Genomic DNA, 1422 nt, shown 5'->3' on the forward strand with positions numbered 1-1422 from the left:
CAAGATGGCAGCAAAGTGGTGTTTTATTGTGCGATTAGCACTATTTAACGGCATCTTGTATTGATATCAGTCGTTGCAGTGGAGCTTTTTATCCACGGCACGAAAAAATGTCATTGTGATATCCGTTTTCATCGGTAACTAATGGGGCTATATTGCGCCCGCCTGCTGCCTCCCGGCTTCTTGTTTCAATACCGGGCAACGGTGGGCGCTGTGATGGTTGCACAGACCATCTCTCCATCTTTTTTTGAGGGAATGCACATGAACAAAGTACTGGTAGCCGGTATCCTGGGTCTGATGTTGACCGCTTGCGGTCAGAAAGAAGAAAAAGCTGCCGCTCCTGCTGCTGCTCCGGCCGCCGAAGTTGCTGCAACTGTAGAAAAAGCCGCTAGCGAAGCCACCTCTACCGTAGAGAAGGCCACCTCCGAAGCGACTGCAACCGTAGAAAAAGCTGCTACCGAAGCCGCTACCAAGGTTGAAGCTGCAGTGAGCGATGCCAAGGCCAACTAAGCCTGCACCTCATTCGAAGACGGGTCCGAAGGCAACTTCGGGCCCGTTTTTTTATCTGTCGCTCAGGGCGCCGGATTAATCAGCGAGGTGAGGATGTGATCCTCCCAGCAACCATTGATCATCAGATACGCCCGCGCGAATCCCTCCCGCTCGAAGCCGAGCCGCTCCAGCAAAGCGCCACTGCGCTGATTGGCAGGCATATAGCAAGCCATGATGCGATGCAGATCGTGCTCCCGAAACAGGTAGTCGATGGCGGCTGACAGCACCTCTCTCATCACCCCCTGCCCCTGATGCTGCTGGTCGATGGCATAGCCCAGATGACACGCCTTGAACACCCCCATCAGGATATTGCTGAAGTTGCAGGTGGCGATCACCCGCTCGCCAGCCGGATCGAGGGCCACCAGATTGACGCCGGTGCCGTTGAAGAACTGGCTATAGCTGTCCTGCAGCCGGGCATGCCAGTACGAGAGGGTGTAAAAGTGCTCGTCCCGAAGCGGCTCCCAGGGGGCGAGATGGGCACGATTGCGCCGGTAGAAGTCGAGCATCATGGGGGCCTGATCCGGCGACAGTATGGTCAGATGGGCCCGCGGGGTTTTGATATGGGGCAACGCCATCAGGAGTCTCTCTGCCCAAGCCATTCGTCGCGCAGCAGGCTGTAGTGGGCATGGTCCACAATCCGGTTACCCAGCCGCTCTGCGCGCCGGGTCACCCCCTCAAGCTGCATCCCGAGCCGTTCACAAACAGCCCTGCTGGGCTCGTTATCGGTGGCGGCGCTGATCTCCACCTTCTCCATCCCCATCTCTTCGAAGGCGTGATGGATCAGGGCCTGACAAGCACGGGTGATGATACCGTTGCCCTGCCAGCGCTCCGCCAGCCAGTAACCGATGACCACCTTGCCAAGGTCGTGATCAATGC

Annotated in this window: 3 protein-coding genes; 1 reads left to right on the forward strand and 2 read right to left on the reverse strand. The window is 57.3% G+C overall.

Features of this window, described 5'->3' with window-relative positions:
* Window positions 1–258 precede the first annotated feature (258 nt).
* Window positions 259–507: a hypothetical protein gene (locus DBR30_RS19425; RefSeq protein WP_005340533.1), complete on the forward strand. Its 249-nt coding sequence runs from the start codon at window positions 259–261 to the stop codon at window positions 505–507.
* A 62-nt stretch (window positions 508–569) separates the two neighbouring features.
* On the opposite strand, the gene rimJ is transcribed toward DBR30_RS19425, so the two are convergent.
* Together rimJ and DBR30_RS22630 are read right to left on the reverse strand one after the other, a co-directional pair.
* Window positions 570–1121 (reverse strand): ribosomal protein S5-alanine N-acetyltransferase, encoded by a 552-nt coding sequence (gene rimJ, locus DBR30_RS19430; RefSeq protein WP_108541517.1) that lies wholly within the window; start codon window positions 1119–1121, stop codon window positions 570–572.
* The coding region (locus DBR30_RS22630) for a GNAT family N-acetyltransferase (RefSeq protein ID WP_258224514.1) at window positions 1121–1422 on the reverse strand (302 nt) is incomplete at its 5' end. The genes DBR30_RS22630 and rimJ, both read right to left, overlap by 1 nt.

Origin of the sequence: Aeromonas sp. HMWF017, assembly GCF_003061465.1 — a bacterium.
Classification (GTDB): domain Bacteria; phylum Pseudomonadota; class Gammaproteobacteria; order Enterobacterales; family Aeromonadaceae; genus Aeromonas; species Aeromonas veronii.